The organism is Saccharothrix deserti (genome assembly GCF_009769385.1).
GTDB classification, from domain to species: domain Bacteria; phylum Actinomycetota; class Actinomycetes; order Mycobacteriales; family Pseudonocardiaceae; genus Actinosynnema; species Actinosynnema deserti.
Window position 1 is genome coordinate 237,142 of sequence record NZ_ML775959.1, and the last position, 24,752, is coordinate 261,893.

The 24,752-nt window shown below is 71.1% G+C and carries 16 protein-coding genes and 1 pseudogene; 9 read left to right on the forward strand and 8 right to left on the reverse strand.

Annotated features, from left to right (window positions below; genetic code table 11):
* Window positions 1-9: 9 nt before the first annotated feature.
* The 4 genes from FM051_RS00885 to FM051_RS00900 are packed head-to-tail and all read right to left on the reverse strand — an operon-like array spanning window position 10 to window position 4,445.
* Window positions 10-858: a carbohydrate ABC transporter permease gene (locus tag FM051_RS00885; RefSeq protein ID WP_202918609.1), complete on the reverse strand. Its 849-nt coding sequence runs from the start codon at window positions 856-858 to the stop codon at window positions 10-12.
* 11 nt (window positions 859-869) lie between these two features.
* Window positions 870-1,787 carry a carbohydrate ABC transporter permease gene (locus tag FM051_RS00890; protein ID WP_202918610.1) on the reverse strand — a complete coding sequence of 306 codons (918 nt, stop codon included), beginning with the start codon at window positions 1,785-1,787 and terminating at the stop codon, window positions 870-872.
* 55 nt (window positions 1,788-1,842) lie between these two features.
* Complete coding sequence (locus tag FM051_RS00895) at window positions 1,843-3,135, reverse strand: extracellular solute-binding protein (protein ID WP_158839587.1); 1,293 nt, start codon at window positions 3,133-3,135, stop codon at window positions 1,843-1,845.
* An 8-nt stretch (window positions 3,136-3,143) separates the two neighbouring features.
* Complete coding sequence (locus FM051_RS00900; protein ID WP_238412024.1) at window positions 3,144-4,445, reverse strand: carbohydrate kinase family protein; 1,302 nt, start codon at window positions 4,443-4,445, stop codon at window positions 3,144-3,146.
* Window positions 4,446-4,622: 177 nt separating this feature from the next.
* Between FM051_RS00900 and FM051_RS00905 the strand changes: the two genes are divergently transcribed.
* The 4 genes from FM051_RS00905 (at window position 4,623) to FM051_RS00920 (ending at window position 11,339) form a co-directional block, all read left to right on the forward strand.
* A complete protein-coding gene (locus FM051_RS00905) occupies window positions 4,623-5,405 on the forward strand; it encodes a DeoR/GlpR family DNA-binding transcription regulator (protein WP_202918611.1) in 783 nt (260 codons plus the stop codon).
* A gap of 145 nt (window positions 5,406-5,550) precedes the next feature.
* Window positions 5,551-6,894: a 6-phospho-beta-glucosidase gene (locus tag FM051_RS00910; RefSeq protein WP_158839591.1), complete on the forward strand. Its 1,344-nt coding sequence runs from the start codon at window positions 5,551-5,553 to the stop codon at window positions 6,892-6,894.
* A 39-nt stretch (window positions 6,895-6,933) separates the two neighbouring features.
* Entirely contained in the window at window positions 6,934-10,062 is a 3,129-nt protein-coding gene (locus FM051_RS00915) for an alpha-mannosidase (RefSeq protein WP_238412028.1), read from the forward strand.
* Between the two features lie 11 nt (window positions 10,063-10,073).
* Window positions 10,074-11,339 carry an alpha-L-fucosidase gene (locus tag FM051_RS00920; protein ID WP_158839593.1) on the forward strand — a complete coding sequence of 422 codons (1,266 nt, stop codon included), beginning with the start codon at window positions 10,074-10,076 and terminating at the stop codon, window positions 11,337-11,339.
* 88 nt (window positions 11,340-11,427) lie between these two features.
* On the opposite strand, the gene FM051_RS00925 is transcribed toward FM051_RS00920, so the two are convergent.
* Window positions 11,428-12,096 carry a polysaccharide lyase family 7 protein gene (locus tag FM051_RS00925; RefSeq protein ID WP_158839595.1) on the reverse strand — a complete coding sequence of 223 codons (669 nt, stop codon included), beginning with the start codon at window positions 12,094-12,096 and terminating at the stop codon, window positions 11,428-11,430.
* Window positions 12,097-12,274: 178 nt separating this feature from the next.
* On the opposite strand from FM051_RS00925, the gene FM051_RS00930 reads away from it, so the two are divergent.
* Window positions 12,275-13,036 carry an SGNH/GDSL hydrolase family protein gene (locus tag FM051_RS00930; protein ID WP_158839596.1) on the forward strand — a complete coding sequence of 254 codons (762 nt, stop codon included), beginning with the start codon at window positions 12,275-12,277 and terminating at the stop codon, window positions 13,034-13,036.
* Between the two features lie 3 nt (window positions 13,037-13,039).
* On the opposite strand, the gene FM051_RS00935 is transcribed toward FM051_RS00930, so the two are convergent.
* Entirely contained in the window at window positions 13,040-15,013 is a 1,974-nt protein-coding gene (locus tag FM051_RS00935) for an alpha-1,4-glucan--maltose-1-phosphate maltosyltransferase (protein ID WP_158839598.1), read from the reverse strand.
* Window positions 15,014-15,509: 496 nt separating this feature from the next.
* Between FM051_RS00935 and FM051_RS53610 the strand changes: the two are divergent.
* From FM051_RS53610 to FM051_RS00950, 4 genes and pseudogenes are all read left to right on the forward strand, one after another.
* Window positions 15,510-15,605: pseudogene (locus FM051_RS53610) on the forward strand (hypothetical protein); the annotation flags it as partial.
* Between the two features lie 43 nt (window positions 15,606-15,648).
* A complete protein-coding gene (locus tag FM051_RS51385) occupies window positions 15,649-16,014 on the forward strand; it encodes a hypothetical protein (protein ID WP_238412029.1) in 366 nt (121 codons plus the stop codon).
* 153 nt (window positions 16,015-16,167) lie between these two features.
* A complete protein-coding gene (locus tag FM051_RS00945) occupies window positions 16,168-18,750 on the forward strand; it encodes a phage tail family protein (RefSeq protein WP_158839600.1) in 2,583 nt (860 codons plus the stop codon).
* A gap of 16 nt (window positions 18,751-18,766) precedes the next feature.
* Window positions 18,767-19,624, forward strand: a complete 858-nt coding sequence (locus tag FM051_RS00950) for a hypothetical protein (protein WP_158839602.1) — start codon at window positions 18,767-18,769, stop codon at window positions 19,622-19,624.
* 59 nt (window positions 19,625-19,683) lie between these two features.
* Here the strand turns inward: FM051_RS00950 and FM051_RS00955 are convergent, their stop codons facing one another.
* On the reverse strand, window positions 19,684-22,020 hold the full coding sequence (locus tag FM051_RS00955) for a glycosyl hydrolase family 95 catalytic domain-containing protein (RefSeq protein ID WP_158839604.1): 2,337 nt from the start codon (window positions 22,018-22,020) through the stop codon (window positions 19,684-19,686).
* Complete coding sequence (locus FM051_RS00960; protein WP_158839606.1) at window positions 22,020-24,737, reverse strand: NPCBM/NEW2 domain-containing protein; 2,718 nt, start codon at window positions 24,735-24,737, stop codon at window positions 22,020-22,022. The genes FM051_RS00955 and FM051_RS00960 overlap by 1 nt, the downstream gene beginning before the upstream one ends.
* Between the last annotated feature and the right edge of the window lie 15 nt (window positions 24,738-24,752).

Below are 24,752 nucleotides of genomic sequence, written 5' to 3' on the forward strand. Positions count from 1 at the left end.
GTCGACCCGTCAGCCCCGCACCGCGCCCTTGACGGCGTCGGCGATGAAACCGCGGGCGAACAACGCGAACATGATCACGAGTGGCAGCACGGCGAGCAGGGCACCTGCCATGATCATGCTGTAGTCCTGGCCGTAGGACCTGTTGAGTTGGGACAGTGCAACCTGAAGTGTCAACCGGTCCGGGTCGACGAGCACGATCAACGGCCAGACGTAGTCGTTCCAGGCCATGATGAACGTGTAGATGCCGAGGAACGCCAGGCCCGGCCGGATCACCGGCAGGGCGACGTGCCAGTACTGGCGGAAGAAGCCGCACCCGTCGAGGCGGGCGGCGTCGAGCAGTTCGTCCGGCACCGCACCGGTGATGTACTGGCGCATCCAGAAGATGCCGAAGGCGTTGGCCGCCGCCGGCACGATCAACGCCTGCAACTCCCCGGCCCACCCGAATTTCACCATGATGAGGAATTGCGGGATCAGCGAGAGCTGTGCAGGCAGCATGAACATCGCGATCAGCACGCCGAACAGCACCCGCCGGCCGGGGAACTCGAACTTCGCGAAGGTGAAGGCCGCCAGCGAGTCGAAGAAGAGCACCAGCACCGTGGTCGACACCGCGACCACGATGGTGTTGCCCATCGCGGCGAAGAACGGGATCTTCTCGAAGACGTGTGCGATGTTCGTCGCCAGTTCGGAGCCGATGGTCAGCGTCGGCGGGTACCGGTAGATCGCGCTGGTCGTGTTGGTCGCCATCACGATCATCCAGTAGAACGGGAACAACGACACGACGACGCCGAGGAGCAGGATCGCGTGGCGCAGGAGTCCCCTGGGCCGCTTGGCCCCCGCGGTGGGCTTGGCACGCAGCACGGCCGCTCCTCTCATTTCTCACGCCGTTGGACGAGGCGCCAGTTGATGGCCGCGAAGAGCGCGATGACCGCGAAGACCACCCAGGCGATCGCGGCGCCGTAGCCGAAGTCGCGGTTGTCGAAGGCCTGGTGGTAGAAGTAGAGGACCATGGTCAGGGCGCCCTGACCGGGGCCGCCGGTGTTGGGGTTCAGCGTCGTGTTGGTGCCGAACAGGACCTGGGGTTCGGTGAAGCTCTGCAACCCGCTCACGGTCGAGACGATGACCGTGAACAGGATGATCGGTCGCAGCATGGGGATCGTGATGCGGAAGAAGGTCTGCACCGGGCCCGCGCCGTCGATCTTCGCCGCCTCGTACACGTCCGACGGGATCGTCTGCATGCCCGCGAGGTAGATGATCGCGTTGTAGCCGGTCCACTGCCAGGTCATCACGGTGGCGACCGCGATCTTCATGCCGAGCGGGTCGGTGAGCCACCTGCCCGTCGGCAGGCCGACCGCCTGCAGGAACGCGTTGATCAGTCCGAAGTTCGTGCTGAACACCGCGCCGAAGAAGATCGCCACCGCGACCAGCGAGGTGATGTTGGGGACGAAGTAGGCGACCCGGTAGAAGGCGCTGAACCGCTTGGTCGAGTTCAGCATCGCCGCGATCACCAGCGCGATGGACAGCATCGGGATCGTCGAGATGAACCAGATGATGAACGTGTTCCGCATGGACAGCCAGAACGTGCCGTCCTCCAGCACGTAGCGGAACTGGTCGAGCCCGACGAACTGCATCTCGCCCAGGCCGTCCCACCGGTGGAACGCCAGGTACAGCGAGAACAGCACCGGGAACAGCCCGAACACCGCGAAGATCACGAAGAAGGGTGAGATCGCCAGGTATTGCGGCCAGTACGACCGGATCCGGCGGGAGCCCGGAGCGCGAGAAACGCTCACGTCCGGGTCCACCGCCGGTTTCCGCGCCGGCCTGGCCGCGCGCAACGTCGCCAACTCAGCTCAGCCCGAGGCGCTGGCCGATGCGCTTGGCCTCGGCGACGGCATCGTTCCACGCGGCGTTCGGGTCCTTCCCGCTCGACTCCACGTTGGTCAGCTCCGTCTGGAACGGCGCCGACACGGCCTGGTCGTTCGGGCTCTCGTACTGCACCGGGATCTTCTGCGCGGCCGGGCCGAAGACCTCGATCGTGACCTGCCCGCCGAAGAACGGGTCGGCCGCGGTCAGCGCGGGGGAGGTGTACGTCGCCGGGGTCGAGGGGAACAGCGCGGAGTCGGTGAACCCGCGGGCCTGGTTCTCCGGGCTGAGGATCCAGCTGATGATCTTGAACGCCACGTCCGGCTTCGAGCACTCCTTCGGGATCGCGAGGAACGAGCCGCCGATGTTCGCCGGACCTCCCGGCCCGGCGGCCACGCCCCACTTGCCCGAGGTGTCCGCCGCCGCGGACTTGATGTCGATGGCGGACCACGCCGCGCCGGTCAGGGTGGACAACGCGCCGCTGGTCAGGCCCGCGTTCCAGTCCGGCGTGTTGGCCTGGCTCTTCGCGTTGATGCCGAGCGCGATGGTGCTGGTCGCCAGGTCCCAGGCCCGGCGGATGTGGTCCTGGTCGCCGATGAAGCGCTCGTTCTCGTCCACGTACCGCGCCGTGCCCTGCCCGACGATCAGGTTGAACACCGCCCAGGTCTCCGAGATCATGAACGCGTCGGCACGGGCCTTCTTCAGCTCGACGCCGGCCGCGAAGTAGTCCTCCCAAGTGGACATCTGCGCGGCGATCTGGGCGGGCTCGGACGGCAGTCCGGCCGCCGCGAAGACGTCTCTGCGGTAGAACATCGCGGTCGGGCCGATGTCGATCGGGAAGCCGATCAGCTTGCCGTCCTTGGTCATGCCCTTCTGCCACTTCCAGGGCAGGTACTGGTCGGCGATGCTGCCGGCGCCCAGGTCGAGCAGGTTGAGGAACCGGTCGGCCTGCGGTGCGAACGAGGCGAAGTCCTCGCCCTTGATCCCGGTGATGTCGGGGATGAACTCGCCGCCGCTGGACATCGTGGTGACCAGCTTCTCCTTGAAGTTGCCACCGATCTGCTGCGGCTTGAGCTCGACCTCGGTGAAGCGCGTGACGGCTTCGTCGACGACCTTCTTGCTCAGCCCGTCCGCCCAGTACCACAGGTCCATCGCGTTGCCGCCCGCGCTGGACCCGCCGGATGCCGAGGTCGAGCAGGCGGCCGTGCCGCCCAGTGCCGCGCCCGCCATGCCGAGCATGCCGAGCCGCAGGATTCGCCGCCGGGACAGTTCCATTCCAGTTCCTACCCTTCGAGGGGAGCGTGATCGGTGTGGCGTCCGGCTGACGACAGGTCGCCGGGTCGTTCGGAACGGGGTGTGGCCGCCGAGCCGTCGCCGTCGATCGGTGGCACGCCGTCGGTTCGGGGCACGCCGTCGACGCGGGGCGTCCGGCCGGACTGCTCCTCGACGTCGGCGGGGATGACGCGGTCCAGGAAGTCGTAGTCGCGGCGCAGGTCGTGGTTGTCCCGTCCGGAGCGGGTGGTGCGCCACCACTGCGAGATGCCCGTCCAGCCGGGGGCCGCGGGCGCGCCGCCGATGCGTTGGACCGACAGCGCCGCCGCGAGGTTGGCGAAGCGCAGTCGTTCGACGAGCGGCCAGCCCGCCAGCGTGGCCGCGACCAGGCTCGCGCCGAACACGTCGCCCGCGCCGGTCGGGTCGAGGACGTCGACGTGGAGTCCGGGAACCGACGCGGTCTCCCCGGTGGTGGCGTCGACGCCGATCGCGCCGTCGACGCCGCGCGTGATGACGGCGAGCGGCACCAGGTCGCCGAGTTTCGACAGTGCGGCGGACGGGGTGTCGGTGCGGGTGTAGCTCATGGCCTCGCCCTCGTTGGGCATGAAGGCGTGGCACAGCGCGACCTGGTCCAGCACGGCCGTCGCCCATGCCTGCGACGGGTCCCACCCGACGTCGGCGAAGACCAGGCTGCCCTCGGCGCGGGCGCGGTCGAGCCACCGGGTGGGTTCCGGGCCGATGTGCACGACCGCGGCACGGCTGCGCGGAGGGTCGCCGATCATCTCGTCCGCGCTCATCGGCGGCTCGTCGCCGCACGTCACCAGGGCCCGGTCGCCGTCGTAGGCCAGCGACGCGGTCACCGGTGTCGCCCATCCCGGGAAACGCCTCGACCAGGTGAGGTCCACCCCTTCGGTGCGGGCCAGCGCCTGCCGGCAGTACTCGCCGTAGAAGTCGTCGCCGAAGGCCGCGGCCAGCGACGTGCGCAGACCGAACCGGCTCAACGCCACCGCGAAGTTGGCGATGCCGCCGGGACCCGAACCGGTGCCGCGCGTCCACACCTCGGTGCCGGGCGTCGGCGGCTGGTCGAGCCCGGCGAAGACGATGTCGAAGAACAGCAGGCCGGACAGGAAGACGTCGACCTCGGGCTCGCCGGGCACGGCGGCCAGGGGGGCGTGGGCGGAGGGCATGGCGGCGAGGGGGGCGTGCGTCGGGTGGCTCGGGTGTTCGGTGGCGTCGTCCGGCCGCGGTTCGTCCCGCGGCCACCGGACCGTCCCGCGCTCGGGTCGGGTCGTCGGGATCGCCTGCTCTGACACGCGCCTGTCCTTCCTTGCCGGTGCGTCCGACCGCTCCTGCGGGCAGACGGCTCCGACGTTGGCTGGGCCGTGATCTGCCGCCGTGATCCCCCAGGCGGGGCAGATTGCGCAAAATCGTGCGCGCCTTGAGCGGATTTGGCAATAGTCGCTCAGCAACAAGTCAAACTCGTGCATGACATGAGCGAGTTTGCTGCTACTGTGATCCGCGTGCTACCCCAGCGACGCCATGAGTTGATCTTGCGCACACTGCGCGCCGAAGGGCCTGCCGGTGTGCAGGTCCTGGCCGAGCGGCTCGGTGTCAGCCAGGCGACCATCCGCCGCGATCTCGTCCAGCTCGACAAAGAGGGGCGGCTGACCCGGGTGTACGGCGGTGCGGTGTCCGCCGCGGACACCGACGACCCGTTCGCCGAGGTGGCGATGGTCCGCGTCGACGAGAAGGACGCCCTCGCCGAACGCGCCGCCGAGCTGATCAAGGACGGCGAGGCGATCCTGTTGGACATCGGCACCACCGCGCACCGCCTCGCCCGCAAGCTGCACGGCCGGTCGCTCACCGTGATCACCAGCAACCTCATGGTCTACGAGGAGTTGAAGGACGACCAGGAGGTGCAGATCGTGCTGCTGGGCGGTGTCCTGCGGCGCACCTACCACTCGCTGGTCGGTTTCCTGACCGAGGACAACCTGCGCCAGGTCCACGCCGACCGGGTGTTCCTCGGTACCAGCGGCGTGCGGCCCGGGGGACAGGTCATGGACACCACGGCGGTCGAGGTGCCCCTCAAACGGGCCATGATCACGGCCGCCGACCAGGTCGTGCTGCTCGCCGACGTCGGCAAGTTCCCCGGCACCGGCATCGCCAGGGTGTGCGGCCCGGAGGACCTCGACGTGGTGATCACCAACGCGCCCGCGGACGAGACGACGTGCGCGGCGCTGCGCCAGGCGGAGGTCGAGGTGATCGAGGTTTGACCGCCGCACACCGCCGGAACCCCGGACACCGAACCGGTACACCCACCGGATCACTCCGACCCGGCCGACCGACCGGATCCGTCCGGCCCGGCCGACCCACCCGATCCAGCCAGTTCACCCGACCCGCGCGCCGATGGGAGCTCCGATGAGGCTCGCGATTCTCGGTGGCGGCGGGTTCCGCGTTCCGCTGGTGCACCAGGCACTGCTGGCCGACCGCGCACCGGGCCGGATCACCGAACTCGTGCTGCACGACCTCGACCCCGGTCGGCTCGCGGCGATCGGCCACGTCCTCGCCCAGCAGGAGCAGGGGATCCCCGACCCGCCGCGGATCACCACCACGACCGACCTGGACGAGGCGATCAAGGGCGCGGACTTCGTCTTCTCGGCGATCCGCGTCGGCGGCCTCGAAGGCCGCGTGATCGACGAGCGGGTCGCGCTGGACGAGGGCGTCCTGGGCCAGGAGACGACCGGCGCCGGCGGCGTGGCCTACGGCCTGCGCACCGTGCCGGTGGCGCTGCGGATCGCGCAGCGGATCGCCGCCGTCGCGCCCGACGCGTGGGTCATCAACTTCACCAACCCCGCCGGGATCGTGACCGAGGCGATGTCACGCCACCTCGGCGACCGGGTCATCGGCATCTGCGACTCGCCCGTCGGCCTCGGCCGCCGGGTCGCCCACGCGCTCGGGCTCGACCCGGCCGAGGCGTGGTTCGACTACGCGGGCCTCAACCACCTCGGCTGGTTGCGCGGCGTGCACGTCGGCGGGCGCGACCACCTGCCCCGGCTGCTGGCCGATCCCGAGGGCCTGGTCTCCTTCGAGGAGGGCAGGATGTTCGGCGCGGAGTGGCTGCAAACCCTCGGCGCGATCCCGAACGAGTACCTCCAGTACTACTACTTCACCAGGGACGCGGTCGCCGTCGCCCGCGACGCGGGCAAGACCCGGGGCGCGGTCCTGGCCGACCAGCAGGACCGCTTCTACGACTCCGTGCGCCGCGACCCCGGCTCGGCGCTGGACATCTGGGAATCCGCCCGCCTCGAACGGGAAGAGACCTACGGCGCGGACAACCGCGCGATGGTCGGCGTCGACGGCCGCGACGCGAGCGATCTCGAATCCGGCGGCTACGAGAAGGTGGCGCTCGCGCTCATGCGGGCGATCGCCCACGACGAGCGCACGACGCTGATCCTCAACGTCCGCAACCGCTCGACGCTGAACATCCTCGACGCGGACGCGGTGGTCGAGGTGCCGTGCGTGGTGGACTCGGCCGGCGCGCGTCCGGTCGTGATCGACCAACTGCCGGAGCACGCCCGAGGACTGGTGTGCGGCGTCAAGGCGGTCGACCGTGCGGTGATCGAGGCCGCGGTCGGCGGATCCCGTGCCACGGCGCTGAAGGCGCTGGCCCTGCACCCGCTCGTCGACTCGGTCAACGTCGCCCGCCGGCTCCTCGACGGCTACCAGCGGCGGATGCCGCAACTGGCGTACCTGCGGGCCTGACCCGCGGACGCACCGCTCTTTATCGGCACCGCTTCGCAGGTGCGGCAGGAGGTTGGCGTGCACGACGACCGCCGTGTGGTGGAGGACAGGCTCCAACGCGCGCTGGAGCAGAGGATCCGACCGGCGAAGTACGCGGCCTCGGTGCCGTTGCGGGTCGAGGTCTGGCACGTGCCGGACGAGCCGGTGCCGGTGACCGCCGCGCTCGCCGCCGAGTACCGGCCGTTCGAGGTCGGTCAGCGCTGGGGCCCGCCGTGGTCGACCAGCTGGTTCCGGCTGAGCGGGGCGGTGCCCGCCGAGTGGGCGGGACGGCGGGTGGAAGCGGTCATCGACCTCGGTTTCATCGGGGACTGGCCGGGCAACCAGGCCGAAGCGCTCGTCTACGACCTCGACGGGCAGCCGGTCAAGGGCGTCGCCCCGCGCAACCAGCACGTGCCGGTCGCGAACCCCTGTCAGGGCGGTGAGCAGGTCGGGTTCCTGGTGGAGGCCGCGGCGAACCCCGACATCCTCGCGGGCGGCTTCACGCCGACCCCGTTGGGGGACAAGGCCACCGCGGGCGACGAGCCGCTGTACCGGCTGGCTCGCGTCGACCTCGCGGTGCTGGACGAGGAAGTCTGGCACCTGACCCTCGACGTGGAAGTGCTCGGCGAGCTGATGGCCGAGCTCGCCGTCACCGACCCGCGCCGGCACGAGATCCTGCGGGCGTTGGAACGCGCGCTCGACGCCCTGGACAGCCACGACGTCGCCGGCACCGCGTCGGCCGCCCGCGCCGAGCTGACCGACGTGCTGTCCCGGCCCGCGCACGCCAGCGCGCACACGCTGTCCGCGGTGGGACACGCCCACATCGACAGCGCGTGGCTGTGGCCGGTCCGGGAGACGATCCGCAAGACGTCCAGGACTTTCGCCAACGTCACGGCGCTGGCCGCCGAGTACCCCGAGTTCGTCTTCGCCTGCTCGCAGGCCCAGCAGTACGCCTGGGTCAAGCAGCACCACCCCGCGATCTTCCAGCGGATCACCGACGCCATCAAGGCGGGCCAGTGGATCCCGGTGGGCGGCATGTGGGTCGAGTCCGACGCGAACCTGCCCGGCGGCGAGGCGCTGGCGCGGCAGCTGGTCCACGGCAAGAGGTTCTTCCTCGACGAGTTCGGCGTGGAGTGCGACGGCGTGTGGCTGCCGGACTCCTTCGGCTACACCGCCGCGTTCCCGCAGCTGGCCAAGCTGGCGGGGATGAAGTGGTTCCTGACCCAGAAGCTGTCGTGGAACCAGACGAACAAGCTGCCGCACCACACGTTCTGGTGGGAGGGCATCGACGGGACCCGGGTCTTCACCCACTTCCCGCCGGTGGACACCTACAACGCCACGTTCGAGGCCGCGGAGCTGGCGCACGCGGTGCGCAACTTCGCCGAGAAGGGCCGGGGCACCCGGTCGCTGGTGCCGTTCGGCCACGGCGACGGCGGTGGCGGCCCGACCAGGGACATGCTGGAACGGGCGCGCCGGCTGCGTGACCTGGAAGGCTCGCCGAAGGTGGTGATCGAGCCGCCCGCCGAGTTCTTCCGCGCCGCGCAGGCCGAGTACCCGGACGCGCCGGTGTGGTCCGGCGAGCTGTACCTGGAGCTGCACCGCGCCACGTACACCACCCAGTCGCGGACCAAGGCGGGCAACCGCCGCAGCGAGCACCTGTTGCGGGAGGCCGAACTCTGGTCGGCGACCGCGGCGACGCACGCCGGGTTCGAGTACCCGTACGACGCGCTGGACCGGTTGTGGAAGACCGTGTTGCTGCAGCAGTTCCACGACATCCTCCCCGGCAGCTCCATCGCCTGGGTGCACCAGGAAGCCGAGGCGACCTACGCGCGGGTGAAGGCGGAGCTCGAAGAGATCATCGCCGCCGCGATCGCCGCGTTGACCGGCGACGCTTCGGCTCCCGACGCCGTGGCGTGGACCTTCAACGCCGGCCCGCGACCACGCGCCGAAGTGGTGACGGCGGCGCGCGAGGTGCAGGAGCGCGTGACCCAGCCGTTGGTCGGCGGTGAGGTGGCGGCGTACGCCGAGGTCCCGGCGTTGGGCATCGCGTCCCTCGCAGTGCCGTGCCTGACCCCGCACCGCGAGGTGGTCGTCGACGACCGCGTCCTGGACAACGGGCTGGTCCGCGTCGAGTTCGACGACCGCGGCCTGTTCACCTCGGTCCGCGACCTCACGTCCGGCCGTGAGGTGCTGGCCCCCGGCCGGCCGGGCAACCTGCTGCAACTGCACCCGGACCACCCGAACCACTGGGACGCCTGGGACATCGACCCGCACTACCGGCGCCGGCACGTCGACCTGACCGAAGCGGACTCCATTAGCGTGGTGGAGAGCGGCCCGCTCGTCGGCGGCATCCGGGTGGAGCGGTCCTTCGGCGCGTCACGGATCACCCAGACGATCCGGTTGCGGGCAGGCAGCCGCCGCGTCGACATCGCGACCGAGATCGACTGGCACGAGTCGGAGAAGATCCTCAAGGCGGCGTTCCCGGTCGACGTGCACGCCGACCGGTCCGCGGCCGAGATCCAGTTCGGCCACGTGCACCGGCCCACCCACACCAACACCAGCTGGGACGCGGCCAGGTTCGAGGTCTACGCGCACCGCTGGGTGCACGTCGCCGAACCCGGCTACGGCGTGGCCGTGCTCAACGACTCCACCTACGGCCACGACATCTCGCGGAGCAGCCGGGACGACGGCGGCACCACCACCACGGTGCGGCTGAGCCTGGTGCGGGCGCCGCACAGCCCCGATCCGCACGCCGACCAGGGGACGCACCGGTTCACCTACTCGTTGCTGCCCGCGGCGTCCGTCGCCGACGCCGTAGCCGAGGGGTACTCCCTGAACCTGCCGCTGCGGGTGGCCTATGCGGCAGCGGCAGCGGAACCGCCCGCCGCACTGGTGAGCGTCGACGACCCCGCGGTCGTGGTCGAGGCGGTCAAGCTCGCCGACGACCGGTCCGGCGACGTCATCGTCCGGCTCTACGAGTCGCTGGGCGGCCGGGCCACCGCCACCCTGCGCACCGGCTTCCCCGTCGGTGCGACTGAGGTGGTCGACCTCCTCGAACGCCCGCTGCCGGACGCGTCGCAGTTGGCGGAGGGCGTGATCTCGTTGCGCCCCTTCCAGGTGCTCACCCTCCGGCTGCGGCGCACCCCGTGAAGAGACCTCCGATGACCGAAGACCGGGTCGGCTGGTTCACCGAGGCGCGGTTCGGGCTGTTCGTGCACTGGGGGCTGTACTCGTTGGCCGCGCGGCACGAGTGGGTCAAGCAGCGCGAGAAGTTGAGCGACGCCGACTACCAGCGCTACTTCGACCACTTCCGCGCCGACCGCTTCGACGCCCGGAAGTGGGCCCGCGACGCGAAAGCGGCCGGGATGCGGTACGCGGTGCTGACCACCAAGCACCACGACGGGTTCTGCCTGTGGGACTCGGCGCTGACCGACTACAAGTCCACCAACACACCGGCGGGACGTGACGTCGTCGCGGAGTTCGTCGAGGCGTTCCGCGCCGAAGGCCTGCGCATCGGCCTCTACCACTCGCTGCTCGACTGGCACCACCCCGACTTCACCATCGACGGGTGGCACCCGCAGTGGGACGACCGGGCCGACCTCGGCGAGCTGAACGCTGGCCGCGACATGGACCGCTACCTGGCGTACCTGCACTGCCAGGTGCGCGAACTCGTCACCGCCTACCAGCCGGACCTGCTCTGGTTCGACTTCTCCTACGACGACGACCACCGGGTGACGGTCGGCAAGGGCGCCGCGGACTGGCGGGCGGACAAACTGGTCGGCTTGGTCCGCGAGCTGAGCCCGCACACCCTGATCAACGACCGCCTCGGGCTGTCGGGCAGCGAGGACTTCGCCACGGCGGAGGAGGCCTCGCCCGACACCGCGATGGGCGCCGTTCCCTGGGAGGCGTGCCGCACGCTCAACGGGTCCTGGGGCTACGCACCGGGGTTCCAGCAGTGGCTCGACGCCGGCCAGGTCGTCAGGATCCTCGTCGACTCGGTGTCGAAAGGCGGGAACCTGCTGCTCAACGTCGGTCCGGACGGCCGGGGCGCGTTCGAGCCGCAGGCGCGTGAGCTGCTGGCCGAGGTCGGCGCGTGGACGGAGCTGCACGGCGACGCCATCCACGGCGCCGGTGCCGCGCCGGAGTTCACCGCTCCCCGCGACACCAGGCTCACCAGGTCGGGGAACCGGCTCTTCGTGCACGTTTTCGGTTGGCAGGCGGGAACTCTGGTGCTGGCAGGGCTCGCGGAGCGGGTGCGTTACGCGTCGTTCCTGCACGACGGCGCCGAGGTCGAGTGCAGTGTCGTGGACGAGGAGGGCAACCTGCCCCACCTCCAGAACGCGGGCCCGCCGGGTTCGCTCGTGGTGCACCTGCCGACGCGGCGTCCGGACGTGCTCCTGCCCGTGATCGAACTGATCCTGACATGACGACCGGCTCGGATCCGGCGCTGTCGGTCACCGGCGCTCGTGCGGCACGCGCCGGTGACCGTTCGACAGCCCGCTGTTCAAGCGTTGGCTAGCGCCGCCAGTAGTGGATGTCGCGGAACCGGGATTCGGCGCGCCCGGAGCCGTGGTGGTAGACGCCGTTCTTGAAGTGACGTGTCGCGGGCCCTCGGTCGTCGACCGTCAGCGCGAGTTGGTCGTCGAGGTAGAGCTGGATCTTGCCGGTGCCGGCGTTGTGGGCGACCTTCACGTTGAACCAGCGGTCGTACACGCCGGTCCGCAGGACCGTCTTGTCGTAGTACCGCAACGTGCCGCCGTTGGTGTTGTAGACGTTGAGCATGAAGTCCGTGGCGGGCGTGCCGGACGGGCGCTTGACCCGCAGCACCTGCATGACCGTGGCGCCGTTCGTGCCCGCCGGGACGTACACGTCGGCGTCCCACATGTGCTGCCCCGACGAGTACTCCCGCAGCCAGCGCAGCTCGGTGCGCGGATCGGTCGCGCTGCCCTCGGACATCGGTTCGTCGGTGGAGTTGACCCACGTCGTGTGCGTGTTCGTGGCCTGGTCGAAGCGGTAGCGCCGGCTCTGGCTCAGGTTCCACGGCTTCTGGATGTTGTAGGTGAAGGAGGTCTGCGTCCACCCGGTGGTCGGGGACGCGGACGCCGGCACCTGTAATGCCACGATCGTCAGACCGGCCGTGATGGCTACCGCGGTCGTGGCGGAGATCAATCGTGCAACAGACATCCGATCACTCCTTCGTCATTCACGTTATGGTCTAGACCACCTCTAGCAGTGGGGTCGGTCGGCTGTCACCACTTGACCGGTGAAGTCATCCGGTTGCCGTCGCCCGAACGGCGCCATGTCGGTGCCCTCGCCCGCGTCTCATATGCTGGAGATGACGTTCGGCAGGGAGGCACCGGCAGTGCGATACGTGGCCATCGGCGACAGCTTCACCGAAGGGGTCGGCGACGAACTCCCCGACGGCTCACCGCGCGGCTGGGCGGACTTGGTGGCCGCCGGGCTGGCCGCCGCGCGCGGTGAGACGGTGCACTACGCCAACCTCGCCGTCCGGGGCAGGCTGCTCGAACCGATCGTGACAGGGCAGGTCGACGCGGCGTTGTCCCTGTCGCCTGCGCCCACGCTGCTGACGCTCAACGGCGGCGGCAACGACATGATGCGGCCCGGTGTCGACACGGCGCGGCTGGTCGGGCTGACCGAGCGGGCGGTCCGGCGCTGCACGGCCGCCGGTGTGCGGTTGGTGCTGCTCAGCGGGGCCGATCCGTCGGGCCGGCTGCCGTTCGGGCGCACGGTCCACCGCCGGGGCGTGGTGCTGACCGCCGCGATCGCGGACCTGGCCGCCCGCCACGACCTCCTGTTCGTCGACGTGTTCAACGACGTCGAGATCCGCCGCCCCGAGTACTGGTCGCCGGACCGGCTGCACCTCAACGCCGTCGGCCACCGGCGGGTGGCAGCCCTGGTCCTCACCGCTCTCGGGCACACCACGGCGGCGGACGAGGTCGCACCCGGACCCGCCGCCCGCCGTCGTCTGCCGGCCGAGGTCCGGTACTACCGCGAGCACGTGCTGCCCTGGGTGCACCGCCGACTGCGCGGCCGCTCGTCCGGTGACGACCTGGCCGGCAAACACCCCGACTGGATCCCCGTCGAAGCCATGCCGCGAGTCTGAAACTCACCTGATGACGGTGAGGACGTGGGCGACCGCCCGCCACGGCTCCAGCCGGACGAAGTCGGCCTGGCCCCAGCGGTACCGCTCACCGGTCACCTCGTCGAGGACGGTGAACTCCTCGCCCCAGCGCATGCCCAGCGCGGGCTGGTCCAGCCACACGGTTCCCTGCTCGCCGCCGAACGGGTTGAGGTTCACCACGCAGATCACGGTGTCCGAGGTGAGCGGGTCCACTTTGGAGTAGGCCAGCAGCGCCTGGTTGTCCACGTGGTGGAAGCGGAGCGTGCGCAGCTGTTGCAGGGCCGGGTGCGCCCGCCGGATCTCGTTGAGCCGGGTCAGCCACGGTTCGAGCGACCGGCCGGCCGCCCGCGCCCCGGCGAAGTCACGGGGCCGCAGCTGGTACTTCTCCGAGTCGAGGTACTCCTCGCTGCTCGGCCGCAGCGCCTGGCTCTCGAACAGCTCGTACCCCGAGTACACACCCCACGTGGGGGAGAAGGTCGCGGCGAGTGCGGCGCGGATGGCGAACATGCCCGGACCGCCGTTCTGCAGGGAGGCGTGCAGGATGTCCTGCGTGTTGACGAACAGGTTCGGCCGGCACTCGTCGACGTGCTGGACCAGGTCGACGCCGAACTCGGTCAGCTCCTCCTTGCTGGTGCGCCAGGTGAAGTAGGTGTAGCTCTGGGTGAAACCCAGCCGGGCCAACCCGTACAGCCGCGCCGGGCGGGTGAACGCCTCGGACAGGAACAGCACGTCCGGGTGCTCCTCCTTGACCTGCCGGATCAGCCACTCCCAGAAGTCCGGCGGCTTGGTGTGCGGGTTGTCGACCCGGAAGATCCGCACGCCGTGCTCGACCCAGTGCAGCACCACCCGCAGCACCTCGGCGTACAGGCCGTCCGGGTCGTTGTCGAAGTTCAGCGGGTAGATGTCCTGGTACTTCTTGGGCGGGTTCTCCGCGTAGGCGATCGTGCCGTCCGGGAGCGTGGTGAACCACTCGGGGTGCTCGGTGACCCACGGGTGGTCGGGCGCGCACTGCAGGGCCAGGTCCAGCGCGACCTCGATGCCCAGCTCGGTGGCCCGTGCCACGTACTCGTCGAAGTCCTCCAGGGTGCCCAGTTCCGGGTGGATCGCGTCGTGCCCGCCCTCGTCCGAGCCGATCGCCCACGGCGAGCCGACGTCACCCGGGCGGCAGTCGAGCGAGTTGTTCCGGCCCTTGCGGTTGACCTTGCCGATCGGGTGGATCGGCGTGAGGTAGACGACGTCGAAGCCCATCGCGGCCACGCGCGGCAGGTCCTCGGCGGCGGTCTTGAAGGTGCCGTGCGCCGGCTGCCCGTCCACCTCCCACCCACCCGTCGAACGGGGGAACAGCTCGTACCACGACCCGAACAGCGCCTTGCTCCGATCGACCCGCACCCGGTGCCGCTTGCCCCGCGTGACGAGTTCGCGGACCGGATCGCGGGTCATGACGTCGTGCACCGGTTCGCTCAGCGCGGGCGCGATCCGTTCCCGCAGCGGCCGGTCGGTGTCGCGCAGGGCTTTGGCGGCCCGTTCGAGCAACTGCCCGGTTCGCGCGCCGTTGTGGTGGGGGCGGGCGGCCACCTGGTCCAGCAGCCGGGCGCCGGTCTCCAGGTCGTTGGCCAGCTCCGCCGGACCCTGCCCGACGGCCGTCTTCGCTTCCACCGCGTGGTGCCAGGTGAACCACGGGTCGCTCCACGCCTCGACCCAGAACGACCAGAGGCCCTCCCGGTCCGGCACCAGGGTCGCCACCCAGCGGTCCACCGCGTTCTGGTCGGGCACCATGCGCGTGGAGCCTTCGTCGTCGTCGCCCGGCCCTTGCCACACGACGGTCGCCGCCACCGCGTCGTGCCCCTCCCGCCAGACCGTCGCGCCGATCGGGACGCACTCGCCGACCACCGCCTTGCTCGGATAGTGGCCGCAGTTCACCAGCGGGGTCACGTCGTCGATGCCGAGCCGTGCGTTCACCGGCGCCTCCTTCGCTGGATGGCAGAGCACCTCAACCCGGGTTCCCACCCACTGCGCAGATCGAAACCGCTCCGGGTCGCCCGGCTGCGACCGGTGTCCGAAGCCCGCTTGTCGTGCGGGGGGCACGGCCAACACGAGCTTTGCCCGACCGTGGATGGTCCTCTTAGGACTCATGCCCCCGGGGGGTAGATCGCCGCGCCTGCGCATCAGCAGGAAAGCGGCGACGCGAGCTGCCCCGGTGCCGGCCCGCGCCGCTGCCGCTGCTCGGGCACACCGACGAGGCGCCGGCCTGTGCCGAGGCGGTGATTTCGACCAGTCCACGCTCCGCGTCCGTACAGTTCGCTCGACGAGCCGGCCCCGGCCTCTCCGCCTAACGTCGGGCACGCCGACGAAGGAGGACGTCATGACCACCACCGGGCCTGACCTGGACCAGAACGCGGTCGAGGAGTTCGCGGGCACGCTGTTCGGCATCTACTCCGCGTCCCTGCTGGCGCTCATGATCGACGTCGGCCACCGGACCGGGCTGTTCGACGCCGCCACCCGAGGGCCCGCGACCAGCGCGGACCTCGCCGACCGCGCGGGCTTGCAGGAGCGCTACGTGCGCGAGTGGCTCGGCGCGATGGTGACGGGGGGACGTGTTCACCTACGAGCCGTCCACGGGCACGTACACGCTCCCGGCGGAGCACGCGGTGTGCCTGTCCGGCGGCGGCGCGGCCAACCTGGCGCCGTTCAGCGCGGTGTGCGCGCTGCTCGGGGCGCACCTGGACGAGATCAACCTCGAGGACAACGTCGGCAACCCTCTCGCGCCGATGCTGTACTCGTTCAGCGTGCTGCACTGCATGACCGTGTCACTGGCGCACGGCGGCGCCGGCCTCGGCACGATGTGGGGCGAGCAGTTGGCCCGCCGGATGCTCGCCGAGGCGGGGCTCGAGGTCGTCTCGGTCAGCGACGTGCCGGACGACCCGATCGACTGCGTGTACCTGTGCCGGGCGACGCGGTGATCGCCTCGCCCGCTCGGTTGAACGGGACGTCCAGCCTCTGAATGCCCGTATGGGCATCCGAAGGTGCACGGAACAACGCCCGGTCGGCGCTCGTGGAGACGACCTGGTTCGGGCAGATTCCAGGTCGGGGGTTCGGCAACGAAAGGGGCGGTCATGCCCTTGCGCGCGGACAACGCGGAGGAGCACAGCGACCCGGCCCGCGTGTCGGCCGTGCCCCGGGAGGTCGGCGCGTCGGCAGGTGGGCACAACGCCGTCGATCGGGCCGAGTCGTACGGCAACGCGGGCCGGGCGTCCGCTTCGCCGTCGAACGCGCGCCGCATGGGCCCGACGGCGGTGCTCCGGCTCCAGCGCGCCGCCGGCAACCACGCCGTCCAGCGGCTGGTGCAACGGCCGGCCGAAGCCCCGGCCCACCCCGCGCCCGAGCCGGTTCCGGAGGAGTCGTCGGAGTCGGCGGCGGTGCAGCGACTCGCGGAACCGGCCGCCCCGGCCGCTGCTCCCGCGCTCCCCGCCCTTCCGATGCCCGAAGCCATCCCCGCACCGCCGCTCCCCACCCCGGCGGCACCCACGCCGGCTCCCCGCCCGACGGCCGTGCCCGAAGCGGTCGGTCCGTCCGAACTCCCGTCGGCGGACGACTCCGTCCTCTCCGGCGACGCCGCCGGCCACGCCGCCCAGATCGACGCGAGCACGGCCGAAGCTTCCGCGCAGGTCCGTGCCGACGCCGCCGCACGCCGTCAGGACATCGCCGCCCACGCGGCCGAGAACCAGGCCACCACGGGCGCTTTCTTCGACGGCAGCGCCACCGACGCCACCGCGACCGTCAACCAGGGCCGCACCGGCGTCACGGGGTGGCTGAGCACCCAGGTCGCGTCCCTCGGCAACCTCGTCGGCGGGCTGGTCACCGGCGCGACCCAATTCGGCACCACCGTCCTCAACGGCCTCCGCCAAGGCGCCGCCGCCGTGACGTCCACCGTCACCGGCGTGGTCGGCGGGGTGGCGAGTGGCATCCTCGGGGCCGCCCGCGCCCTGCCCATCCCCAACCTCCCCGGGATCGGCCGCATCCGCCGGTTCGCCCTCGACTCGGCCGAGTCGGTCGCCGGCGCCATCCGGGGCGCGCTCGGCCACGTCACCGGGTTCATCACTTCGGCGGTGAACTCGGTGCTCGACCTGGTCGGCGATCTCATCCGGCGCGCGAGCGCGGCCGTCACGAGCCTGGTCCAGGGCTTCACCGGGCTGATCTCCCGGGCCATCGCCGCGATCGGGCGCGCGCTGTCCACGATCGCCAACCGCGTCATGACCGCCCTGCGCTCGGCCAAGGCCAGGGTGCACGCGGTGCTGCACGGATCGGCCGCCGACGCCACCGCGCGGATCAACCGGAACGAAGCCGCCGCGCTGGCCCGGATCCAGGCCAACCGGGCAACCGGGCGGGCGGGGCTCGACCAGGTCCTCGACTTCACCGACGGCGGCGACCACCCGGAGGACGAGGCGCTCAACCCGCACATGGAGGCCAACGCCAACACGTTGGACCAGAGCGAGTTCGACTCCACCGCACGCGCCGCCTTCGCCTTAAGCGCGGAACGGGTGCGCACCGAGAACGCCGAAGCCGTGGCCGAAGCCGACCGGGAGTCGACGGACGTCGTCACGCGGATGCGGCAGGGCGTGTCGACCTACCTCAGCGAGATCCGCGCCGGCATCGCGCGGATCCCGGGTGAGGTCGTGGGCGCGCTGGCCGGGATCGGCGTGAAGGTCCGCGAGGGCATCGCGGCGATCGTCACCGGGGTCGTGGACGGCGTGCGCGGCCTGATCTCGCAGGTCACCGCGGCGCTCGGCCGCGTGCTGTCCGCCGCTCTGGACGTGGTCCGCGCCCCGGTGGACGCGCTGGCGAACCTCGGCCGGTCGATCTTCAGCGGCATCCGCGGCTTCTTCGGCCGCATCCTCTCGCGGATCACCAGCCTGTTCGGCGGCGGGAGCCCGGGGGAGGGGACCGCGTCGCTGACCGCGGGTCTCGACGACTACTCGCCGTCCCGGCTGCGATCCGCCGCGCAGATGGCGTCACCGCCGATGGTGGCGACGGTGGCCGCGGCCCCGGCACTGTGGGCGATCGCGGAGGGCATCGGGGCGATCCTGGCCGGCGTCTCGATCGGGGCCGTGCTGTTCTGGGCCGGTGTGGTCATCCTGGTGATCCTGGTCATCGTGCTGATCGTCCTGCTCATCCAGTGGCTGATGGCCAGGTCGGCCGCGAAGCCGGTGCCGCGCGCGACACCGAGGGCCAAGCCGCGCACACGCACCCGCAGACGCCGCACGCGCAAGGAGTTCCGGTGGAACCTGCGGCAGACCAGTTCCATCGCCCGCGCCTCCGGCGGCGTGCCCGGCACGCTCGACCCGAACGCCAAGCTGCCCGCCAGCGCGCCGATCCACGCCCACCACGTGTGGCCGAAGTACGTGGCCGGCCCCGAGATCCAGCCGATGATGTCGGTGCGCGAGAGCGTGCACCAGGGCGTCATCCACACCACGATCCAGGTCCCACTGGTGGCCGTCGCCGCGCTGATGGGCTTCACCATCACGCCCAACGGCCAGAACCTCGCGTTCAAGGCGCACCTGAAGGCCAACCCGGCCGAACGTCCCAAGGTCGCCGCCGCCCTGACGACGTACTACTCGGGGTTGAGCGCCCGAACGGATCCGGGCATCCCGCCACCGGCCTATGTGAACGGCATCGGCGTCGCGCAGGCCACCATGTAGAGCGGAGGTCGAACGGATGAAGCGCGTGTGGAGCGTGATGCTGTCCCGCGACCAGCAGCCCGACGAACGGACCTGGTCGCGGATCGGGGACCTGGTCGCCGACCGGTTCGAGCCGGTCCTGGACATCATGTGGCACGCCTCGTTCGACTCGCGCGAGGAACTCGACCGGGTCACCGGCGTGCTCGGCGAGATCGACGCCAGGTACCAGCTCTTCGTCCGCGACGACCTGGGCGACGAGGACTACGCGGAGGCCGACTTCATCGGTATCTGGGGCGCGGACCCGGCCGTCGAGCCACCGCTGGTGCGCAACAAAGCCACCGCCTACCGGCCGGGTGAGACCTGTGCGCGTTGCGGTGCGCCACCCGACGAATTCGACCTCACCGCCGTGGAACCGCTCGTGGTGGACGAGTCCGTCATGGACGGCCCGGCGGCGGACGGCAGCCGTCCCGACGAGCACGGCTGGGACCTCGCCGACCTGCCCAACGGCCAACTGCTCGTTTCGCGGCGGGTGACCGGCCTGTTGACCTCGGCCGACGTCCGGGGTTGGACGTCGACCGAGGTCTTCTCCACCGCCACCGGGGAGCCGTCGCGCCGGTTCTCCGCTTTGGGCGCGGAACAGGCCGTTGTGACGCCGTGCGGGGTCGACAACGAGCCGGTCTGCCCGGAGTGCGGGACGACCCACGAGCAGATCGAGGGGCCGTTCCGGATCAGCCGCGACGCCGTCGGCGACGCCGAAGTGATCTCACGGCACCCCGGCAAGGTCTCGATGCTCTACGTCAGCCGCCGTGTCCACGATCTGCTGTGGGCGGCCGAGCTCAACGGGCTGGTCCGCGGCGACGTCATGGTGTTCGCCGGAGATGAGCCGTACCCCTGACCCACTGGCGCGGGGCAGGGGTAGATGCCCAAAACGATTTTGCACAACGCGCCGCCGTGTCACGTGGGCAGCCCCCACGCGGGCGCGGGGACGTCGGGGGAGACCGGTTCGACGTGCAGGTCGGGCCGCCGGCCCCGGGCGTGGACCACGACTTCCTCGCCGCGTCGCACGTCGATCCGCATATCGCCGCCGGGTAGCACGCGCCAAGGCACCTCCCGGCCCCACGAACTGCGGACGCTCAGTGGTCCGGGGATGTCGACGCGCAGCACGCACGGTGCGCCCGCCAGGCTGGTCAGCCGCACGAACTCGGTCCGCCCGGCCCGGCGGACGGCCGACAGCAGGAACGCGCCCCGGGTGCGGAAGTCGTGCACCGCGAGGTCACGCCAGTCCGCGGGCACGGCCGGGAAGACGCGGATGACCCCGCCCCAGCTCTGGCACACCATGTCGTGCAGCGACTGCCCCGCCGACAGGGGTGTCTCGATGACCGGACCGGACTCCTTGTACATCGTGTTCGGCTGCACGTACCGGCGCAGCAGTTCGCTGAGGTAGAACCGGGCGTCGTCCCCGCGTGACAGCAGCGCGGAGATGGACGCGGCGCCGGTGAAGCTGTACCCCTGCAACGCGCCCTCGAAGCTGATCCAGTGCCGCAACGACCGTTCGATCAGCGCACGGTCCTCCGGTCGTTCCCCGGTCACCTCGTGCAGCGGGTAGACCATCAGCAGGTGCGAGTAGTGCCGGTGCGACTTGGCGAACGGCACGCCCGCGCCGATCATGTACCCGTTGGCGTCCACCGGGTAGTCGACCAGCGTGGCGAGCACTTCCCGCCACCGAGGCGCGAGCGGGTCGTCCACGCCCAGCGTCGCCGCCGATTCCAGCAGGGTCCGGCATCCCCAGCGGATCAGCGCGAGGTCGTAGTTGCAGTCCGGCGCGTTGGTGCCGTACTCGGGGGAGGACGTGAACGGCAGGTGCAGCCTGCCGTCCGGTCCGGGGGTCAGGAAGTGCAGGTAGTAGTTGATCGACCGGCGCAGCAGCGGGAAGACGACGTCCCGGAGCACGCCGATGTCCATGCTGTGCCGGTAGGACAGCCAGACGTTGTGCAGCGCCCAGGTGAGGTTGCCGACCTCCGGTACGGGCGAGGCCTGGCCGGGGATGCCGACCGGGAACCCGCTGGTGCCGGTGCCCGCGCCGTTGAGCAGGGTCATGTCGGTGGTGCGCGGGATGCCCGCCGAGTCGGCGCGGTAGCGCTCGTCGACCTCCTCGACCAGGTTCGCCCGGAACTGGTGCAGGCTGCGCGTGACCGCGTCGAGTTCGGGGTGGTTGGAACCGTGGATCATCCAGTACTGCAGCTGGACGTTGAGGTTCCACCACACCGCGGGCCACGGTGTCGGCTCCAGCCACGGTCCGCAGGTCGCCATCACCGGCGCCTCCCGGCGAGCCGCCGAGGCGATCTTGTAGAGCTGGATCCAGTAGAAGCTCTGCACCCGGGCGTCCGGCAGGGACAGGAAGCTCCGCCGGTAGTACCGGTGCCACCACGCACGGTGGTCGGGCACGAGTGCCGCCGCCGGCAGGACGGCCGCTCGGCGCAACGCCTGGACCGCCCGGTCCTCGGCCGTGGTGTCCGGGAACGACCACGCGACCGTCGCGTACAGCGTGCGGGTCCGACCACGGGACACCTCCCGCCAGGCCGTGACGTGCTGCCCGCCCGCCAGCAGCGGCTGCACCACGACCTCCATGCCGTCGCCCCGCCGCACCACGGGCGGCGGGTTGGCGACGTAGCCCTCCGGCGGCGGCTTGCCGAACACCGGATCGGCTCGGGGGCTGACCGCCTCCTCGGGGTGGAAGTTCCAGCGGAACGCCGCTTCGCCCTCGGTCGGGGTGACCTCGACGACCAGCACGGACCGGCTGTCGTGCACCAGCGCGCGCAACGCCAGGCTGCCCGCCGCCGTGGTGATCGTCCCGCGCAACTCCGCGTTCCACAGGTCCAGCCGCCAGTCCACCCCGGTGATCGCGCCGACCGGCTCCAGCGTGAGGTGGCCGATCGGCAGCCTGGCCAGGCCGAACAGGGACCCGAATCGGGGCCGGTGGTCCTGCACCTCGCTGTGCGACACGGTGAAGCGCACCGCGTTGGCGCCGGGCTGCGCGTAGACCATCGACCCGAGCAGGGCGTTGCCCAGGAACGGGCCCTCGTACCAGGCCTTCGGCATCCGCTGCCACAGCGGGTCGGCGTCGGCGAGGAACCGGTCCCACCGGACGTCCGCGCGCACCAGGCTGCCGGTGCCATCCGCCCCCGCTGCCACAGCGGCACTCGTCCCGACGACCGCGCCCGCCGTGCCGGCCAGGGTGGCGCCCAGCAGTGCCCGCCTGGAGAATCCCGCCTCTCCTGGTTCCCGGTTCATCACGAAACCCCGTTCGCCGCGCAACGCACCCTGGCGTCGCCCCAGGAGGCGTGGTCGTTCTGCGAGCCGTCGCCGCCGTCGGCGACCCGAAGCGTGAGGTGCCGCACGCCGGTGATGTCGACCGTGACGTGCCGCGCGGGAGTCCGGGGGTTCACCGTCTCGGTTTCGGCGAGCACGGCGCCGTCGCCCAGTACCGCGAACGCGACGGTGCCGCCGACGCGTTGGCGGGCGACGTCCAGGCCGGCCTCGTCGTCGACACCGACGTCCGCGACGAACTCGGTGCACCGGCCGTCGACGGCGAAGGTCACCTCACCGGCGGCGTGCGCTCCCAGCCCCTTGCCGTAGGTCACCTGCCTGATGGCGATGCCCCGGCCGTCCCCGGCCGCCGTGCCGCCGTTGGCCAGGTCCCGCTCCACGGGCCCGTCGCCGTTCTGCTCGGCGGCGAACGGCAGGTCGCTCAGGTAGGCCCAGTCCGGTGGCAGGGGCCGCCAGGTGTGGACGCGGAGCTGCTCCTCGTCCTCCAGGTGTGACCGCCCGTCCCGGAAGGACGCGACCACGGGCACGTCGAGGTACCCGAACGCGGCCTGCGACGGCGGCACGGTGACGGTCCACGTGCCCGACAGGGTCTGCCCTGGCGTCACCCGCCCGGCCTCGACCCGCGTGCCGCTGACCGTCCACCCCTCGGGGACGCGCGGCGACAGCGTCACGTCGGACACCGCTTCCCGCACGGTGAACCGGCCGGTCACCTCGAACGAGGCGCCCGGCACGACCGCCGCCGTGGTCGGCGTGACGGTGACGGTGGTGTCCGGCACGGCGTCCACCGGCCGGTCGCACGTCCGCGCCGCCGGCGTCCAGCGGCACGCGATGGCCGCGAACCCGCCGTCCTTGGGCACGTCCAGCGCCAGGTCCGCACCGGCGGACAGCACCCGCTGCTCCCGGACCAGGCCGGCGGCGCCGTCCCGGACGATCTCCACCAGCCACCGGCCCGCGTCGAGGGCCAGCGGCACGTGCGCCGTCCGCGCCGGTCCGGAGTAGCCGCCTCCGACGAACCACCGGTCGCCGCTGCGCCGGGCGAACACCGCGCTGTCGGCAGGTGCTCCCGCGAGCAGCCTGGTCTCGTCCCACACCGTCGGCACCTGGTCGAGGAAGCGCTCGGCCTCGGGCCGCGCGGTGTACCCGTCGACCCGGCCCGCGAAGTTCTGCAACCCCGACTCGAAGACCACCGCCAGCGCCAGCTCGTGCGCGTCGGACGTGGGCCTGCTCGGCCGGTGCCACGCCATCGGCGTGTAGTCCATCGAGCCGGGCACGTTGCGGGTGAACGGCAGGGCGGTCAGGTGGGAGGTGGTGAGGTTGCTCGACTTCTCGCCGCCGTGCACGGCCTCCATCGTCATGACGTGCGGCCAGGTGCGGTGGATGCCGTGCGGCAGCGTCGAACCGTGGAAGTTGACCAGGAGGTGGTGCCGCGCGGTGTCGGCGAGCACGTCGTCGTACCAGCGGAACCGCTCCTGCCCGTCGGAATCCATGAAGTCGATCTTCACGCCCGCCACGCCCCACCGTTCGAACAGCGCGAGCCTGCTCTCCCGCTCCTGCGGGGTGTCGAGCTCGTCGAAGTGGATCCACAGCATGATCTCGACGTTCCTGGCCTTCGCGTAGGCGATCAGCTGCGGGATCCAGCTGGTCGTCTCCCAGGTCGGGTCGTAGTCCCAGTTCGGGTCGAAGTACCAGCCCGCGTCGACCAGGGCGTACGGCCAACCGTGCGCGGCGGCGTAGTCGACGTAGTCCTTCTGCATCGCCAGGCTCTGCCCCGCCTCACGACCGCCGGCCAGCCAGCTCCAGAACACCTTGCCGGGTTCGATCCACGACGTGTCGGCGATCTTCGACGGCGGCGCGAGGTCGTCCACCAGCGTCGACGTGGACACGGTCCCGAGGTCTCCGACGATCGCGGTGCGCCAGGGCGTGTCGAGCGGTCCGTCGACGGAGACCCGTTCGTCCCAGAGCTTCACCCGGTAGGTGCCGGAACCCGCGTTGTGCACGAGCCTGCCACCGGAGTAGGCGCCGTCCACATCGGACTCGGTCAGCAACGCGTAGTTCCCGCCCACGTCGAACAACGCCGGGTGCATGTACTCGCCCGCGGGCGCCGAACCGGCGGTGCCCCGCACGAACGGGTTCTCGTAGTCACGCCGGTAGGTCGCGAGCCAGGACGTGGCGTCGACGGGGACCCGGAAGGCCGACGTCTCACCGAGCACCGGACCGAGGTTCTCGGGCAGCGCGTAGCGGTAGGCGATCCCGTCCTTGGCCGCACGCACCACGAGGTCAACCCGCGCTCCACCGTCGCCCGCGAACGCGAAGCGCGTCTCCGTCATGAGCGCGTCGCGGGTCAGGCGCTTGCCCACGGTGGTGCGGTAGTGCTCGAAGACCGGCCGGCCGGCCCGCCCGACGAGCCGCAGGCCGCGGGACAGGTCGGCCCGTTCGGTGACGATGCCCACCGGTCCGGGTTCCAGCACGGTCCGCCCGCCGCGCGTCACGGCGAGCGTGACGGTTCCGCTGCCGGCGTCGTGCCGCACGACCGCGGTCGGGCCCTCGGACCACGGCGCCGACACCGTCCACGTCGAGGCGTCCGCGTGCGCAGGGGGCGACACGACAGCCGCCACGACAGCCGCCACGACACCGATCGCGATCACGGCCGAGCAGGTGCGCTGCACTCTTGAGATGATCATGTGAGTCCTCACCGG